Here is a 15618-nt window from a genome sequence, read left to right as displayed (position 1 = left end):
TTGCCCCAGGCCTTTTCATGGTTTTCCGGAACCCGGAACCCCGAACCCGTCTTTTCCTGAAACCTGAAACCTGAAACCTTCTCGATTCAGACGAAGGCACTGACGCAAAGACTGATCAGTCCACCGGAGAAGATCCCAAGCGCCAACATGGCCACCCCATTGACCGTCAGTACGGCGCGGAAGTCGACCGGGGCGGTGACCGGCTCGGCGTCTTCGGGTTCGTCGAAGTACATCAGCTTGACCACGCGCAGGTAGTAGAACGCGCCGATCACGGCGGTGAGCACGGCCAGGATGGCCAGCCAGGTGAAGCCGGCGCTCAGTGCCGCGGCGATGACCTGCCACTTGGCGAAGAAGCCGACGAAGACCGGGATGCCCGCCAGGGAGAACATCAGCATCAGCATCATCAGGGCGTGCCAGGGATTGCGCTTGGCCAGGCCCTTGAGGTCGTCCAGGTTCTCGGCCTCGGCGCCCTTGTTGGACAGCAGGATCAGAACCGCGAAGGCGCCCGCCGACATGATGGCGTAGACGATGGCGTAGAACATCGCCGCGGCATAGCCCTGTTGCGTGGCCGGCAGCATGCCGAGCAGCACGAAACCCATGTGCGAAATGGTCGAATAACCCAGCATGCGCTTGATGTTGGTCTGGGCGATGGCGACGACGTTGCCGAGGACCATCGACAGCGCGGCCAGCACGATCAGCATGCCCTGCCAGTCGGCGTGCAGTTCGATCAGGCCGTTGTCGAGCAGGCGGATGGCCAGGGCCACGGCGGCCAGCTTGGGCACCGAGCTGAGGAACAGCGTGATGGGCAGGGGCGCGCCGTGATAGACGTCGGGAATCCACATGTGCAGCGGAACGGCACCCAGCTTGAAGGCGATGCCCATCACGATGAACACCAGGCCCACCGTCAGCAGCATGCTCTCGCCCATGCCCGCCGACAGGGCGGCACTGACGTCGGTGAGATCCAGGCTGCCGGTGGCGCCGAAGATCAGGCTCATGCCGAACAGCAGGAAGCCGGATGCCAGCGAACCGAGGACGAAGTACTTCATCGCCGCTTCCGAGCCCTTGAGCGAATTGCGGTCGATGGCGACCAGCGCGTAGCTCGCCAGGGTCAGCAGCTCGAGGCCCAGATAGACGGTCAGCAGGGAGCCGGCGGAAATCAGCACCATGGTGCCCACCAGGGCGAACAGGCTGAGCGTGTAGAACTCGCCCTTGAACAGGTTGAACTGGCGCAGGTAGTGCTTGGCGTAGACGAACACGCCGATCAGGATCAGGTAGCAGAACACCTTGAGCACGTCGCCGAAGCGATCGCGGATGAAGGTGTCGCTGAAGGCGTATTCGACCTGCCCCGGCGCCATCATCAGGCGCAGGCTGAGAATAGCGGCGAAGACCAGCGTGATCACGGCCAGGGTGTGCGTCAGGCCGCGGCGCTCGTCGGAAATGAACAGGTCGGCCAGCAGCACCACGCAGGCCATGCTGAGCACGAAGATCTCGGGAAGGGCGAGTTGCAGTTCGGCGATCGTCATGTCGAATTATCCAATCTTGCTCTGCATGATGTGCTCGACCAGGTTCTGGATCGAGGGCTCCATGACTTCGATCAGCGGATACGGCCACAGGCCCAGGCCCAGCGTGAAGACCGCCAGGGTCGTCAGCAGGATCCACTCGCGCGAATCCAGGTCCTTGAGCGAGGCGACGTTGTCGTTGGCCACTTCGCCGTAGAACACGCGCTTGACCAGCCACAGGCTGTAGGCCGCGCCGAGGATCAGGGTGGCCGCGGCGGCGAACGCGAACCAGAAACTGGCGTGGAAGGCCGCCAGGATGACCATGAACTCGCCCACGAAGCCGGAGGTGCCCGGCAGGCCGGAGTTGGCCATGAAGAACAGCACGGCGAACATCGCGAACCAGGGCATTGTGTTGGCCACGCCGCCGTAGGCGGAGATCTCGCGGCTGTGGACGCGGTCGTAGAGCACCCCGACGCAGAGGAACATGGCGCCGGAGATGAAGCCGTGGGAAATCATCTGCACCATCGAGCCCGACAGGCCCAGGCCGGCGCCGGTCAGCTCACCGGTGTTGCGGGCAATGGCGAAAGCCAGGAAGGCGCCCAGGGTAACGAAGCCCATGTGCGAAATCGAGCTGTAGGCGATCAGCTTCTTCATGTCGCTCTGGGCGAGCGCGACAAAGCCGATGTAGACGATGGCGATCAGGGACAGGGCGATCACCAGCCAGTCCAGGTGCGCTGCCGCATCGGGAGTGATGGGTAGTGCGAAACGGAGCAGGCCGTAGCCGCCGATCTTGAGCATGACGGCGGCCAGCACCACCGACCCGCCGGTGGGCGCCTCGACGTGGGCATCCGGAAGCCAGGTGTGCACCGGCCACATCGGCACCTTGACGGCGAAGGCGATCAGGAAGGCCAGGAAGACCCAGATCTGCGGCAGCAGACCGAACTCGTGCTGTTGCAGGTCGGCGATGGCGAAGCTGCCCGAATCGAGATAGAGCCAGATCAGCGCGATGAGCATGAACACCGAGCCGAAAAAGGTGAACAGGAAGAACTTCACCGTGGCGTAAATGCGGTTGGGCCCGCCCCAGATACCGATGATGAGGAACATCGGCACCAGCATCGCCTCGAAGAACACGTAGAACAGCAGCGCATCGAGGGCGGCGAACATGCCCGTCATCAGCGCGTGCAGCATCAGGAAGGCCGCCATGTACTGGTGGGGGCGATCGGTGATTTTCCAGCCGCCGATGACCACGAGCACGCAGATGAGGGTGTTGAGAATGATCAGCGGTAGCGACAGCCCGTCGATGCCCAGGTGGTAGTGAACGTTGAACGCCTCGATCCAGACCGTCTTTTCGACGAACTGCATCTGCGCGGTGGTCGCGTCGAAGCCGACGTAGAGCAGCAGCGACAGCGCGAAAGTCACCAGCGCGACGATGAGTGCCAGCGGACGCACCAGGTCCGGCGAGCGCCCACCCAGGGCGGCGACGACGACGGCGCCGGCGATCGGAATCCAGGTCAGCAGGCTGAGCAGTGGCCAATCCAACATCAGTCAGTCCTTTAGCTCGCCATGTGCATGGCTGGTTCGTCGCGAGACGGATCCAGGCCCTGTAGATGCGGCAATTCGCGACCGAGCGAACCGCAGGCGTACTGGACAGTACGTCGAGGATGCGCGACCGAGTGAAGTGCTGCAGATGCAGGGTCTGGGTGCGTCGCAGTAGAAGCAGTCATGTACATGGTGAGTTCAACATTACCGGAGCAGAACGAACGACGCCACGAGCGCGACCAGCGCGACCACCATGACGAAGGCGTAGTGGAACAGGAATCCGGACTGCAGCTGGCGCAGCGCGCCCGACATGCGTCCGACCAGGCGGGCCGAGCCGTTGACCAGCCAGCCGTCGATCACGGTGCGGTCGCCGCCCTTCGACAGGCCCGAGGCGATGCTCAGCCCGGTTCCGGCCAGCACCTTCTGCCACAGCTCGTCGAAGCCGTACTTCCTGTCGAGAACGGTCCAGGCCAGGTGCAGGCGACGCTTGAGCGTCTCGGCCAGGCCCGGATTGAATAGGTAGATGTAGGTCGAAATGCCGACACCGAGCATCGCCAGCCAGAACACCGGCGTGACGAAGCCGTGCAGCGCGAAGGCCAGGGCGCCGTGATCGAACTTGTGGGCCAGTTCGTTGGCGACGACGTCGTTGGCCTCGCGCACGAAGATCGAGTCCGACAGCGCGCCACCGAACAGCAGCGGCTCGACGGTGAAATAGCCGATCGCCAGCGACGGGATGGCCAGCAGGATCAGCGGGATGGTTACGACCGCCGGGGATTCGTGCGCGTGCGAGCGCGTTTCCTCGTCCATCCGCGTCGAACCGTGGAAGGTCAGGTAGAGCATGCGGAAGGTATATAGGGCCGTGATCACGACGCCCGCCATCACGGCGAAGTAGGCGAACCCGGCGCCGGGCCGGTCGGCATAGTGCACCGCCTCGATGATCAGGTCCTTGGAGAAGAAGCCCGAGAAGAACGGGAAGCCGATGAGCGCCAGCGAGCCCACCCAGGCGGTCGCGGCGGTAATCGGCATGTACTTGGCCAGGCCGCCCATCTCGCGCATGTCCTGCTTGTGGTGCAGCGCGATGATGACCGAGCCGGCACCCAGGAACAGCAGCGCCTTGAAGAAGGCGTGGGTCATCAGGTGGAAAATGGCCACCGAGTAGGCCGAGGCGCCCAGCGCCACGGTCATGTAGCCCAACTGCGAGAGCGTCGAGTAGGCCACGACCCGCTTGATGTCGTTCTGGACGATGCCGACCAGGCCCATGAAGAGCGCGGTGATCGCGCCGATGACCAGGATGAAGCTCAGGGCGACATCCGAAGTCTCGAAGATCGGCGACAGGCGCGCGACCATGAAGATGCCCGCCGTCACCATGGTGGCGGCGTGGATCAGGGCCGAGATGGGCGTGGGGCCTTCCATGGAGTCGGGCAGCCACACGTGCAGCGGCACCTGCGCCGACTTGCCCATGGCGCCGATGAACAGGCAGATGCAGATGACCGTCATCAGCGACCACTGCGCATCACCGAACAGGCTGATGGTCGTGCCCTCCACGGCCGGCACGGCATCGAAGACTTCCGCGTAGTTGAGCGACCCCATGTAGACCAGGATCGCCGCGATGCCGAGCAGGAACCCGAAGTCGCCGACACGATTGACCAGAAAAGCCTTGAGGTTGGCCTTGACCGCGGTGTCTTTCTTGAACCAGAAGCCGATGAGCAGGTAGGAAACGAGGCCGACGGCCTCCCACCCGAAGAACAGCTGCATGAAGTTGTTCGCCATCACCAGCATCAGCATGGCGAAGGTGAACAGGTTGATATAGGCAAAAAAGCGCTGGTAGCCCGGGTCGTCGTGCATGTAGCCGATGGTGTAGATGTGCACCATCAGCGACACGAAGGTCACGACCGTCATCATCAGCGCCGTGAGGCTGTCGACCAGGAAACCGACCTCGAAGGTGATGCCGTCGGTCACCGCCCAGGTGTAGACCGTGTAGTCGAGCGTCGGCAGGCCGTTGAAGAACACCTGCCAGGCCACCCAGGCCGACAGAAGGGCCGAACCGGCCACGGCCATGATGGTGATCCAGTGCGCGCCCGATCGACCGACCTGGTGGCGCAGAAAGCCGGCCACGGCGCTGCCGAACAGCGGCAGCAGCGGGATCAACAAAAGTACGGTCTCAATACTCACAGCGAGTCATTCCATTTGAATCCAAAACCGCCCACAGATGAATACAGATCAACACAGATAAAACCCAAAAGAGCGCCGGGGCTGAACTCAAACCGGGAAGGATCAATTCCGTCCCGGGTCAAATCAGCCATGGCCTTTTTCATTCTTTTTCGTCTTCTTTCCATCTGTGTTCATCTGTGTTCATCTGTGGACAAAAGGTTTTACTGAATCAGCCCCTTAGGTCGCTGATGTCTTCTACGCTGATCGAGCGGCGGTTTCTGAACAGCACCACCAGCAACGCCAGGCCGATGGCCGCTTCCGCCGCGGCCACGGTCAGAATGAAGAACACGAAAACCTGGCCGTCGAGCACGTCGAGGAAACGCGAGAAGGCGATGAAGTTCATGTTCACCGACAGCAGCATCAGCTCGATGCACATCAGCAGGATGAGCACGTTCTTCCGGTTCAGGAAGATGCCCGCCACACCGATGCAAAACAGCACCGCGCCGAGGGTGATGAAGTGGGCTAGGGTCAGCATCAGGCGTCCTCCCCTTCGCTTTTCATCTTGATGACCCGCAGCCGCTCGTCGCGCTTGACGCGAACCTGACGGCTCGGGTCCTGGTACTTGGTTTCCGGCCGGCGGCGATGGGTGAGTGAAATGGCCGCGATGATCGCGACCAGCAACAGCACGGCCGCAATCTCGAAGGCGTAAAGGTATTCGGTGTAGAGCAGCTCGCCGATCATGCTGGTATGGCTGTAGCCTTCCTCTTCGGCCGCCGGCAGCGGCACCGTTTCCATGCCGCGCGTCCAGATCACCAGGAACAGCTGAACTGCCATGGCGAGCGCGACAAGCACGCCGGCCGGCAGGTAGCGGGCGAAGCCCTCCTTCACCGAGGTGACGTTGACGTCGAGCATCATGACCACGAAAAGGAACAGCACCATGACCGCGCCCACGTAGACGAGCACTAGCGTGATGGCGAGAAACTCGGCCTGCAGCAGGATCCAGATGCAGGCGGCCGAAAAGAAGCTGAGGATCAGGAACAGCACCGCGTGAATCGGGTTGCCCACCGTGATCACGCTCAGGGCAGAGAGCACGAGCACGGTGCTGAACAGGTAGAAGACGATTTCGATGATTGGCATACCAGTCAGACCCTTAGCGGTAGCGAGCGTCTTGCGCGCGATTGGCGGCAATGCTTTCTTCGAACCGGTCGCCGATGGCCAGCAGCTGCTGCTTGTCAACGACCTTCTCGGATTTATTCTCCATGTGGTACTCGCCGATGTCGGTGAGCACGATGGAGTCGACCGGGCAGGACTCTTCGCAGAAACCGCAGTAGATGCACTTGAACAGGTCGATGTCGTATCGGGTCGTGCGCCGCGTATTGTCTTCGCGGTTGTGCGATTCGATGGTGATCGCCAGCGCCGGGCAAACGGCTTCGCACAGTTTGCAGGCAATGCAGCGTTCCTCGCCGTTGGGGTAGCGACGCAGGGCGTGCAGGCCGCGGTAGCGCGGCGACTTGGGCGTCTTCTCCTCGGGGTAGTTCAGCGTCGCCTTCGGGGCCACGCCGAAACGCCAGGTCACCGCCATGCCGCGGAACAGTTCCAGCAGCATCAGCGAACGAAGATATCTGGTTATCGATTGCATAAGATCAGCCTCCGAACCAGCCCATCACGCGGAACACGCCGGCGACCATGATCCACACGATGGTGATCGGGATGAAGACCTTCCAGCCCAGGCGCATGATCTGGTCATAGCGATAGCGCGGGAAGGTGGCGCGGAACCACAGGAACAGGAAACAGAAAACGACGGTCTTGAGCAGGAACCAGTGCACCCCGCCCTCGCCCAGGATCGTATCGCCGAGGACCGGAATGCCCGCAAAAGGCGACAGCCAGCCGCCCATGAACAGCAGCGAGGCCAGCGCCGAGATCAGAATCATGTTGGCGTACTCGGCCAGGAAGAACACAGCGAAGCCGGCGCCGGAATACTCGACGTGGAAACCGGCCACGATCTCGGACTCGCCTTCGGCCACGTCGAACGGTGCGCGATTTGTTTCGGCCACGCCGGAGACGAAATAGATCACGAACAGCGGCAGCAGCGGCAGCCAGTACCAGGTGAAGATGTTGCCCGACTGCGCCTCGACGATGGCGGTGAGGTTGAGCGTCCCGGCCAGCACGATCACGCCGACCAGGGCGAAGCCCATGGCGATTTCGTACGACACCGTCTGCGCGGCCGCGCGCAGGCCGCCCAGCAGGGCGTACTTGGAGTTCGAGGCCCAGCCGCCGAGCAGGATGCCGTAGACGCCCATCGACGTCAGGGCCAGGATCATCAGCAGGCCGGCGTCGATGTCGGCCAGCACCAGCCAGTCGTCGAAGGGCACGACCGCCCAGGCCGCCAGCGCCGGCCCGAGGGAAAGCAGCGGTGCCAGAAGGAACAGGAACTTGCTGGCGTTCGTGGGAACGATCAGTTCCTTGAACAACATCTTGAACACGTCGGCGAAGGGCTGCAGCAGGCCCAGCGGCCCGATCCGGTTGGGACCGCGACGCGCATGCATGTAGCCCAGCACCTTGCGCTCGAAATAGGTGTAGTAGGCCACGCCGATGGTCACCGGCAGGATGATCATCAGGATCTTGGCCATGGTCCACAGCAGGGTCAGGAGCTGATCCATCATGACAGCGCCTCCAGGCTGATCTCGCCGCCGCCGGCACCCAGGGTCGAGACCGGGCAGGTCGCCACGGGCAGGCCGACCGCACCCGGCGCGACACGTTCGTCGAGCACCAGGTCGAGCTCGGCGCTGGCCTCGCCCTGCCGCACGCGCACGCGCTCGGCGTCTTCCAGGCCATGGCGCCGCGCGGTGGTCGGATGGACGGCGCAGACGGTGGCAGCGGCATGCGTGGTCTGCTGCAGTGCCGGGGCCCGTCTGAGGATGTTGTCGCCGGAATAGATCGGCACCTCGCCGGTGCGCCACAGCGTATCGCCCTCGGCGACGAAGGGCGCGGCCGCTTCGTCGTGGGCTGCCTCGGCGCTGTCGTTTTCCAGGGCCTGCCGGGTCACGGCGTCGAGGGTGGCGAAATCGAAGCCTTCCGCGCCGGCCAGTTCACCGAGCTTGCGCAGAATTTTCCAGCCCGCCCGCGACTGTTCCGGTGCACGCCCGACGGCCTGGAGCGTGTCCCGGTGGCCATCGGCATTGATCCAGGTGCCGTCGACTTCCGGCGCCGGCGACAGCGGCAGCAGGACGTCAGCGGTTTCGCGCAGTACGGCGTTGTCGAAGGTCGTGGCGGCAACGACCGAAGCGGCGCCCTCGAGCGCGCGGCGCGCCGCGGCCGGGTCGGCCAGGTCGAAGTCCGGTTCGATGTCCCACAGCAGGTAGGCCTGGCGCCCTTTCGAAATCATGCTGCGGGCATTGAGTCCGCCCCGGCCGGGCACGCTGCCCGCCGTCCAGGCGCCGGCGCTGTTGGCCGGCCCGGGCAGAACCACCAGGGCGACCTCCAGGGCTTCGGCCAGCCACTCGGCCAGGCGGCGCAGCCATCCGGCTTCGGGATGATTGAGCGCCTGGTCGCCGAGCAGCAGCACGCCGGAGGCGGCGTCCTTGAGCATGCCGGCCACCTGCTTGGCTTCGTGTTCGGGCTGGCGCGCGGCGATGTATTCGCCCAGCTTGCCTTCGGGCAGGGCGGCGCCGGTGAGATCGGCTGCGGCCTTGGCCACGCGGGCAAAGGTGTCGACCATCGCCTGCGGCGGCACGATCATGCGCTCGGCCAGGTCGAAGTGGAAGTCCCAGGCCACGCTGTTGATGTCGGCGATCTTCGCGCCGCCCTGACGCCAGGCGGTGCGAACGCGATGGCCGAGGATCGGCTGTTCGTGGCGGATGTTGCTGCCGACCAGGAGGATGGCGTCGGATTCGGCGATCTTGGCCGTGGGCACGTCGAGGTGCGCGCGGCCGGCCTGCGGATGCGTGAAATCGAGCAGGCGCAGGCGGTGATCCACGTTCTCGCTGCCGAGCGATCGCGCCATTGCCGCGGCCAGGTAATGCTCCTCGGTGGTCGCGCGCGGCGAGACCAGCACGCCCAGCTCGCTGCCGCCGTGCGTTTCCACGGCGCCCTTGAGCGCACGGGCCGCCGCGTCAAGCGCGTCCGACCAGCTTGCCTCGCGCCACTGGCCGTCGACTTTGACCTGCGGGCTGGTCAGACGATCTTCGGAGCGCAGGCCGAAGTGGCTGTAGCGGTCGCGATCGGAAAGCCAGCATTCGTTGACGGCTTCGTTGTCGCGCGGGACGGCACGCATGATCTTCGGGCCACGCGTGTGGTAGTGAAGGTGCGAGCCCAGGCAGTCGTGCGTGCCGACATACTTGCGGGCGCGCATCTCCCAAGGCCGTGCGGTGTGGCGGAAGGGCTTGTTGGTCAGCGCACCGACCGGGCAAAGGTCGATGACATTGCCCGAGAGTTCGGAGTTGATGTTGCGCTCGACGAAGGTGCCGATCTCCATGTGCTCGCCGCGGCTCATGCCGCCGAGTTCGCAGGTGCCGGCGATCTCCTCGAGGAAGCGCACGCAGCGCGTGCAATGAATGCAGCGCGTCATGTCGGTCTCGATCAGCGGGCCGACGTTCTTGTCGCGAACGACGCGCTTGCGCTCGGTGAAACGCGAGACCGAGCGACCGTAGCCCATGGCCAGGTCCTGCAGCTCGCATTCACCGCCCTGGTCGCAGATCGGGCAGTCCAGCGGGTGATTGATGAGCAGAAATTCCATCACCCCGCGCTGCGCGTCGACGGTCCGGCGCGATTCGGTGAACACCTTCATGCCGTCGGCCACAGGCGTGGCACAGGCCGGCAGGGGCTTGGGCGCTTTCTCGACGTCGACGAGGCACATGCGGCAGTTGGCCGCGATCGACAGCTTGCTGTGATAGCAGAAACGCGGAATGTCGATCCCGGCCCGGTCGGTGACCTGGATGATCATCTCGCCCTTGCGGGCGGTCAGTTCCTGGCCGTCGACTTCGATCGTGACGGTGTCGGTCTGGTTGTCTTGTGCTGTTGCCATGATCAGTTAGGGGTCAGGATTCAGGGGTCAGCATCGCTGCCGTCATGCGGCTTCGCCGACTTTGTCGGCAACCATCGAACGGCCGTGCTCGACGTAGTACTCGAACTCCTCGCGGAAGTGCTTGAGGAAGCCCTGCACCGGCCAGGCGGCGGCTTCGCCGAAGGCGCAGATGGTGTGTCCTTCGATCTGGGTCGTCACCGAGGCCAGGGTGTCGATGTCTTCCATGCTGCCCTGACCGACCATGATCCGGTGCAGCATGCGGTGCATCCAGCCGGTGCCTTCGCGGCACGGCGTGCACTGGCCGCAGGATTCGGCGTAGTAGAAACGGGCGATGCGCTTGCAGGCCGCGACCATGTCGGTGGTTTCGTCCATGACGATCACCGCGCCCGACCCCAGGCCGGAGCCGGCCTTCTGGATCGCGTCGTAGTCCATGGTGAGGTCCATCATGACGTCGCCGGGCAGTACGGGCATGGAGGACCCGCCCGGGATCACGCCCTTGATCTTGTGGCCGTTGCGCATGCCGCCGGCCATCTCCAGCAACTCCGAGAACGGCGTCCCCAGCGGCACTTCGTAGTTGCCGGGCTTGTTGACGTGGCCGGAGACCGAAAAGATCTTGGAACCGCCGTTGTTGGGCTTGCCCAGTTCCAGGAACCACTCCCCGCCGTTGCGCATGATCGCCGGAACCGAAGCGAGCGTTTCGGTGTTGTTGATCGTCGTCGGCCGGCCGTAGACGCCGAAGTTCGCCGGAAACGGCGGCTTGAAGCGCGGCTGGCCCTTCTTGCCTTCGACCGACTCCATCAGGGCGGTCTCTTCACCGCAGATGTAGGCGCCGGCGCCGAGCAGGTTGTGAATATCCATGTCGATGCCGGAGCCCTGGATGTCCTTACCCAGGTAGCCGGCTTCGTAGGCTTCCTTCAGGGCAGCTTCCACCCGTTCGAAAGGCTCGTGGTGGAACTCGCCGCGCAGGTAGTTGTAGGCGACCGTCGCACCCATCGAGTACGCTGCGATCGCCATGCCCTCGAGCAGCGCATGGGGGTTGTAGCGCAGGATGTCGCGGTCGTGGCAGGTGCCCGGCTCGGATTCGTCGGAGTTGCACACCAGGTACTTCTGCCCCGGTGCGGAGCGCGGCATGAACGACCACTTCAATCCGGTCGGAAAGCCGGCGCCGCCGCGACCGCGCAGGGCCGATTTCTTGACCGTCTCGATGACGTCTTCCTGGGGCGTCTTGTCCTTGAGGATCTTTTCCCAGGCCTGCCAGCCGCCGTGCTTGCGGTAAGCCTCAAGCGTCCAGCAGTTGTCCTCGTCGAGGTGCGTAAAGCAGATGTTGTGCTCAGCCATGGTCAATCACTCCAGCCCGTCGAGAATCTCGTCGACCTTCTCGGGCGTGAGGTTCTCGTGGTAGTGGCCGTCGACGATCATCATCGGTGCGCCGACGCAGGCGGCCAGACACTCTTCCTCGCGCTTGAGGAAGATGCGCCCGTCGGGCGTGGTTTCTCCGATACGCGTTCCCAGCTTGTTCTCGACGTGCTCGACGATCTTGTCCGAGCCGCAGAGCATGCACGAGATGTTGGTGCAGATCGAAATCGAGTGGCGACCGACCGGCTCGGTCTCGATCATTGAATAAAAGGTGGCTACTTCGTAGACCCAGACGGGCGGCACGTCGAGATAGTCGGCCACCGCGTCCATGAAGTCGACGCTGACCCAGCCACCGTTCTGGTGCTGGGCGGCGACCAGCGCCTGAATGATGGCCGAGCGACGGCCCTCGACGCCATCGGGAAACTTGGCGCGCCAGTGGTCGATCTCGCGGCGCGTGTCCTCGCTGAGCAGTTCGGCCTTGCCGGCCACGGCACTGACGGTAGCTTTGTCGGTCATCGGTCGATTTCTCCAAACACGATGTCTTGAGTCGCGATCAGTGCCGCGATGTCGGCCAGCATATGACCCTTGGCCATCTCGTTCATAGACGACAGGTGCGCGTAGCCCGGCGCGCGCAGGTGCACGCGGAAGGGCTTGTTGGCGCCGTCGGAAATCATGTAGCAGCCGAACTCACCCTTGGGCGCTTCGACCGAGGCATAGGTTTCGCCCTCGGGCACGCAGTAACCCTCGGTGAACAGCTTGAAGTGATGAATGAGCGCTTCCATGTCGTCTTTCATCTCTTCGCGCTTGGGCGGGGCCACCTTGAAGTTGCGCACGATGACCTGGCCCGGATTCTCGCGCAGCCAGGCGATGCACTGCTTGATGATCTTCGCCGACTGACGCATCTCCTCGACGCGCACCAGGTAGCGGTCGTAGCAGTCGCCGTTGCTGCCCACCGGAATGTCGAAATCGACCTCGCGGTACTTGGCGTAGGGCTGCTTCTTGCGCAGATCCCACTCGACGCCGCTGCCGCGCAGCATCGGGCCGGTGAAGCCCAACTGCAGGGCCCGGTCCGGACTGACCGCACCGATGCCGACGGTACGCTGCTTCCAGATGCGGTTGTCGGTCAGCAGGGTTTCGTAGTCGTCGACGCGGTCGAAGAAGTCGTCGGTGAAAGCCTCGATGAAATCGAGCAGCGATCCCTGGCGCCACTCGTTCATGCGCTCAAGATCCTTACCCTTGCGCCAGCGCGACTCGGCCACCCTGGGCATCTCTTCGGGCAGGTCGCGATAGACGCCGCCGGGCCGATAGTAGGTGGCGTGCATGCGCGTACCCGAGACCGTCTCGTAGACGTCCATCAGGTTTTCTCGTTCGCGGAAGGCGTAGAGAAAGACCGCCATGGCGCCGAGATCGAGCGCGTTCGAACCGATCCACATGAGATGGTTCAGGATGCGGGTGATCTCGTCGAACATGGTGCGGATCCACAGGGCCCGCTCCGGCGCTTCGATATTCAGCAGCTTCTCGATGGCCATGACGTAGGCGTGCTCGTTGCACATCATCGAGACGTAGTCGAGGCGATCCATGTAGCCGATCGAGTGGTTGAACGGCTTGGATTCGGCCAGCTTTTCGGTGGCGCGGTGCAGCAGGCCGACGTGCGGGTCGGCGCGCACGACGGTCTCGCCGTCGAGCTCGAGGATGAGTCGCAACACGCCGTGCGCGGCAGGGTGCTGCGGCCCGAAGTTCATGGTGAAGTTGCGAATCTCGCTCATGAGCCGGTTCCTTCCAGCTTTTCGTCGACGTAGCGGCTGTCGCGGCGCACGACGCGTGCGACCGTCACACGCGGTTCGATTTCGACAGGCTCGTAGACCACGCGGCCCTTGTCTTCGTCATAGCGGACGGTGACGTTGCCGATCAGCGGGAAGTCCTTGCGGAAAGGATGACCGATGAATCCATAGTCGGTCATGATCCGGCGCAGGTCGGGATGCCCCTCGAAGACGATGCCGTAGAGGTCGAAAGCCTCGCGCTCATACCAGTTGACCGAGTTCCAGACCTCGATCAGCGAGGGCAGGACGGGAAACTCGTTGTCCGGCGCGTAGCAGCGGAGGCGAAGGCGCCGATTGTGCTTGAGCGACAACAGGTGGACGACGGCGGCGAAGCGATTCTGGATTTCGCCTGCCTCGGGGCGCTCCGCCCAAGAAAATCGGCCCGGGCCGAGTTCGTCGGCAGCACGAGAGAAACCGGTGCCGGTCGCTTCGGCCGTCTCCCACTCGTCGTCGCCGTAGCCGAGGTAATCGACACCGCAAAGGTCGAGCGCCTGCTCGAAGGCGAGTTCAGGCTCATCGCGCAGCAGCCAGGCAGCATCGAGCCAGTGATCGCGCGGGATCTCGACGGTCAGCTGCCCGCAATGCTCGGTCATCGAGGCGATGCGCTCGCCCAGGATGTCGCTGAGCGATTGCGCCAGCGCCTGGTTTCTTGAGGAGAACTGGGTCATGAGCGTGCGATCGTATTGGTGCGGCGGATCTTCTTGTACAGCTGCAGCACACCGTAGACCAGGGCCTCGGCGGTGGGCGGGCAGCCGGGCACATAGATGTCGACGGGGACGATGCGGTCACAGCCGCGCGTCACCGCGTAGGAATAGTGATAGTAGCCGCCGCCGTTGGAGCACGAACCCATCGAGATCACCCACTTGGGATCTGGCATCTGGTCGTAGACCTTTCTGAGCGCCGGCGCCATCTTGTTGACCAGGGTGCCGGCCACGATCATGACGTCGGACTGGCGCGGGCTGGGCCGGAAGATCATGCCGAAGCGATCGAGGTCGTAGCGCGAGGCGGCCGAGTGCATCATTTCCACCGCGCAACAGGCCAGACCGAATGTAACCGGCCACATCGACCCGGTTCGCGCCCAGTTGATCAGGGCGTCCGCGCTGGTGGTGACGAAGCCCTTCTCGAGGAGGGGGTTGTCGCCGCCGGGACGCAGGATGTCGTCAACCTGGCCCTCCGGGACCGGGTTGTGCATGATTTCGCTTATTCCCATTCCAGCGCTCCCTTCTTCCATTCGTAGATGAAGCCGATCACCAGGATCAGCAGGAACACGCCCATCGCCACAAGGCCGGTCACGCCGACGGCGTCGAGCGCCACGGCCCAGGGAAAGAGGAAGGCGATTTCCAGATCGAAGATGATGAAGAGGATGGCCACGAGATAGAAGCGCACGTCGAACTTCATGCGCGAGTCCTCGAAGGCCTCGAAACCGCACTCGTAGGGCGAGAGCTTCTCGCTCGAGGGCCGACGCGGACCGAGGATGCCGCCGGCAAGCAGCAGGACCACACCCATGCCCAGGGCCATGCCCAGAAACAGCAGAATCGAAAAATAGTCAGCGAGCATCCGTCTACCCTGCCAGTGCGTAGATTGTCGCGACAAGTCGTCGCAGCGATTGTCTTCGCAGTACTCGCTACGCCCCTGGTGGCGGGGCGCAGGCGTTGCTAGATGGTGCCGAAGGCCGGACTCGAACCGGCACGGCCGTTAGGCCACTGCCCCCTCAAGACAGCGTGTCTACCAATTCCACCACTTCGGCATTGTCAATGGTCCAGGATCAGCCGTCGTTGACGTCAATCAACGCTCGGCGGCTCCTGTGATTCGTCGTCGGCCGTCTCCTCTTCGACCGGCACTTCGAGAAACTCTTCATCGCTCGACTGGGACTCGTCGGCGGCTTCGCCCGCGCCTTGCTGGCCCTGGACGGGCTGCTCGGTCGCGGCCGGCGCGGGCTGCTCGCCCATCAGGCCGACGTCTTCGGTCTGCTGCGCGCCGATATTGCCCGAGCGCGCGACCATCACGGCCATGGTCAGGCTGACGGCAAAGAAAGCGACCCCCAGCCAGCTGGTGAGCTTGGTCAGGAAGCCCGCCGCCCCGCGCGAACCGAAGACGGTTCCCGAGGCGCCGGAACCGAAAGCGGCGCCCATCGTGGCACCGGGGCCGCGTTGGACCAGCACCACGGCAATCAGCGCGGCGGCCAGCAGGACATGAAAAACGATCAGAACCGTGTACATCTAAAATCTCT

Annotated in this window: 16 protein-coding genes and 1 tRNA gene; all 17 read right to left on the bottom strand. The window is 63.8% G+C overall.

The features are described from left to right. Window positions 1-86: 86 nt before the first annotated feature. The 17 genes from nuoN to secG all read right to left on the bottom strand — a co-directional run bounded on the left by nuoN (window position 87) and on the right by secG (window position 15607). Entirely contained in the window at window positions 87-1523 is a 1437-nt protein-coding gene (nuoN, locus tag DZC52_RS01350) for an NADH-quinone oxidoreductase subunit NuoN (RefSeq protein ID WP_116649321.1), read from the bottom strand. Window positions 1524-1529: 6 nt separating this feature from the next. Beyond that, window positions 1530-3044 (bottom strand): NADH-quinone oxidoreductase subunit M, encoded by a 1515-nt coding sequence (locus tag DZC52_RS01345; protein ID WP_116649320.1) that lies wholly within the window; start codon window positions 3042-3044, stop codon window positions 1530-1532. A gap of 198 nt (window positions 3045-3242) precedes the next feature. Next, the gene (gene nuoL / locus DZC52_RS01340; RefSeq protein WP_116649333.1) at window positions 3243-5204 is read right to left on the bottom strand and encodes an NADH-quinone oxidoreductase subunit L; all 1962 of its coding nucleotides are present in this window, start codon (window positions 5202-5204) and stop codon (window positions 3243-3245) included. A 2-nt stretch (window positions 5205-5206) separates the two neighbouring features. Continuing rightward, window positions 5207-5353, bottom strand: coding sequence for a hypothetical protein (locus tag DZC52_RS15430; RefSeq protein WP_181918709.1), 147 nt, complete (start codon window positions 5351-5353; stop codon window positions 5207-5209). 65 nt (window positions 5354-5418) lie between these two features. Further along, window positions 5419-5724: an NADH-quinone oxidoreductase subunit NuoK gene (gene nuoK / locus DZC52_RS01335; protein ID WP_116649319.1), complete on the bottom strand. Its 306-nt coding sequence runs from the start codon at window positions 5722-5724 to the stop codon at window positions 5419-5421. Continuing rightward, window positions 5724-6326 (bottom strand): NADH-quinone oxidoreductase subunit J, encoded by a 603-nt coding sequence (locus DZC52_RS01330; protein WP_116649318.1) that lies wholly within the window; start codon window positions 6324-6326, stop codon window positions 5724-5726. The genes nuoK and DZC52_RS01330 overlap by 1 nt, the downstream gene beginning before the upstream one ends. 13 nt (window positions 6327-6339) lie before the next feature. Next, window positions 6340-6828, bottom strand: a complete 489-nt coding sequence (nuoI, locus tag DZC52_RS01325; RefSeq protein WP_116649317.1) for an NADH-quinone oxidoreductase subunit NuoI — start codon at window positions 6826-6828, stop codon at window positions 6340-6342. A gap of 4 nt (window positions 6829-6832) precedes the next feature. Then, window positions 6833-7852, bottom strand: coding sequence for an NADH-quinone oxidoreductase subunit NuoH (nuoH, locus tag DZC52_RS01320; RefSeq protein WP_116649316.1), 1020 nt, complete (start codon window positions 7850-7852; stop codon window positions 6833-6835). Then, window positions 7849-10212, bottom strand: coding sequence for an NADH-quinone oxidoreductase subunit NuoG (nuoG, locus tag DZC52_RS01315; protein ID WP_116649315.1), 2364 nt, complete (start codon window positions 10210-10212; stop codon window positions 7849-7851). The genes nuoH and nuoG overlap by 4 nt, the downstream gene beginning before the upstream one ends. A 42-nt stretch (window positions 10213-10254) precedes the next feature. Then, complete coding sequence (nuoF, locus tag DZC52_RS01310; RefSeq protein ID WP_116649332.1) at window positions 10255-11550, bottom strand: NADH-quinone oxidoreductase subunit NuoF; 1296 nt, start codon at window positions 11548-11550, stop codon at window positions 10255-10257. Between the two features lie 6 nt (window positions 11551-11556). Continuing rightward, a complete protein-coding gene (locus tag DZC52_RS01305; RefSeq protein ID WP_116649314.1) occupies window positions 11557-12084 on the bottom strand; it encodes an NADH-quinone oxidoreductase subunit NuoE in 528 nt (175 codons plus the stop codon). Then, a complete protein-coding gene (locus DZC52_RS01300; protein ID WP_116649313.1) occupies window positions 12081-13334 on the bottom strand; it encodes an NADH-quinone oxidoreductase subunit D in 1254 nt (417 codons plus the stop codon). The genes DZC52_RS01305 and DZC52_RS01300 overlap by 4 nt, the downstream gene beginning before the upstream one ends. Further along, window positions 13331-14056, bottom strand: coding sequence for an NADH-quinone oxidoreductase subunit C (locus DZC52_RS01295; protein WP_116649312.1), 726 nt, complete (start codon window positions 14054-14056; stop codon window positions 13331-13333). The genes DZC52_RS01300 and DZC52_RS01295 overlap by 4 nt, the downstream gene beginning before the upstream one ends. After that, complete coding sequence (locus DZC52_RS01290; RefSeq protein ID WP_181918711.1) at window positions 14053-14580, bottom strand: NuoB/complex I 20 kDa subunit family protein; 528 nt, start codon at window positions 14578-14580, stop codon at window positions 14053-14055. Before DZC52_RS01290 ends, DZC52_RS01295 begins: the two co-directional genes overlap by 4 nt. 8 nt (window positions 14581-14588) lie before the next feature. Next, a complete protein-coding gene (locus DZC52_RS01285; protein WP_116649310.1) occupies window positions 14589-14945 on the bottom strand; it encodes an NADH-quinone oxidoreductase subunit A in 357 nt (118 codons plus the stop codon). 103 nt (window positions 14946-15048) lie between these two features. Further along, a tRNA-Leu gene (locus DZC52_RS01280) sits at window positions 15049-15135 on the bottom strand. Between the two features lie 34 nt (window positions 15136-15169). Then, on the bottom strand, window positions 15170-15607 hold the full coding sequence (secG, locus tag DZC52_RS01275; protein WP_116649309.1) for a preprotein translocase subunit SecG: 438 nt from the start codon (window positions 15605-15607) through the stop codon (window positions 15170-15172). Window positions 15608-15618: the final 11 nt, after the last annotated feature.

Origin of the sequence: Wenzhouxiangella sediminis, from assembly GCF_003410055.1 — a bacterium.
GTDB lineage: Bacteria > Pseudomonadota > Gammaproteobacteria > Xanthomonadales > Wenzhouxiangellaceae > Wenzhouxiangella > Wenzhouxiangella sediminis.
The sequence above is the reverse complement of the archived record's forward strand: the minus strand, read 5'-3'. Positions and strand labels throughout refer to the sequence as shown.